This is a genomic window from Arhodomonas sp. KWT, assembly GCF_010993615.1.
In genome coordinates, this window is sequence record NZ_WNXE01000004.1 from 3,278 (window position 1) to 4,546 (window position 1,269).

Here is a 1,269-nt window from a genome sequence, read left to right on the forward strand (position 1 = left end):
AACGGGCGCACCGGCAACTACTTCTCCTTCGAGGAGTTCGATCTCGATCCGGACGTCGTCACCGTCTCCAAGTCCCTGTCCGGTTTCGGCATGCCGCTGTCCATCGTACTGGTCAAACCGGAATTCGATATCTGGGAGCCCGGCGAGCACAACGGCACCTTCCGCGGCTTCAACCCCGCACTGGTCACCGCGCGCCGCACCCTGGAACTGTTCTGGCAGGACGACGCCTTCGCCGGCGAGGTCAAGCGCAAGGGCGAGAAGATCCGCGAGTGGCTGCAGGGCCTCGCCGCGCGCCACCCGCAGGCCAAGGGCGAGGTCCGCGGCCGCGGCATGATGCAGGCGGTGGAGTTCGAGAATCAGGAGCTCGCCGGCAAGGTCTCCGAGAAGGCCTTCGGCCACCGACTGATCATCGAGACCGCCGGTCCGAACGACGAGGTGCTCAAGCTCCTGCCGCCGCTGACCATCGAGGACGAGGTTCTCGACCAGGGCCTGGAGATCATCGAAAGGGCCCTCACCGAGGCCATGGCCGAACTCGGTATTGCGTGAGCCGTGTCGCGGCATGAATAATCGTTAGCGTCCCATCCGGTTCCGGATGGGCGCTGCGACCACGCCCGAGGGGCGGCCTCCCGCCCCTTTCGCTTTTCAAGGAGACCAGCGGATGAAGATCGTCAGGCTCGAAGAGATCATCGGGACCGACCGCGACGTGGAGGGTCCGGACTGGAAGAGCCGCCGCCTGCTGCTGAAGAAGGACGGCATGGGTTTTTCCTTCCACGAAACCATCATCCCGGCCGGGACCGAACACACGTTCTGGTACAAGAACCACCTCGAGGCGGTGTATTGCGTGGCCGGTAACGGCACCATCGAGGACCTGGCCACCGGTGAGGTTCACGAGATCCGGGACGGCACGCTCTACGCCCTGGACAAGCATGACCGGCACGTGCTGCGCGGCGGCACAGAAGACATGCGCCTGGTCTGTGCCTTCAACCCGCCGGTCACCGGCCGTGAGGTTCACGACGAGGACGGCTCGTACACCCTCGTCGAGGACTGACCCCGTCCCGGGCGCCCGGGTTGACGCCCGGGCGCCTGCATTCGTAACTTTCCCACCACAACACAGGGTCTCCCCGCTGCAGGGGACGCCGGTGTTTCCTTTGCACGTCCGACCTTCCGGTGCCACCAGCACCGGTGCCCCGCATGGACGTGCCGGATAGTACGCACGGCATGTGCCGGTGCCGGGGCTCCGCCCGGCCCCGCGCCACGAGCCCCGCCTGG

2 protein-coding genes are annotated in these 1,269 nt (G+C 66.3%); both read left to right on the forward strand.

Annotation, left to right across the window (positions count from 1 at the left end; genetic code table 11):
* Positions 1-546, forward strand: a 546-nt coding sequence (locus G7A99_RS25105) for an aminotransferase class III-fold pyridoxal phosphate-dependent enzyme (RefSeq protein WP_240466065.1), incomplete at its 5' end; no start/stop codon positions are given.
* A 112-nt stretch (positions 547-658) separates the two neighbouring features.
* On the forward strand, positions 659-1,048 hold the full coding sequence (locus tag G7A99_RS01940; RefSeq protein ID WP_018716928.1) for an ectoine synthase: 390 nt from the start codon (positions 659-661) through the stop codon (positions 1,046-1,048).
* Positions 1,049-1,269 lie beyond the last annotated feature (221 nt).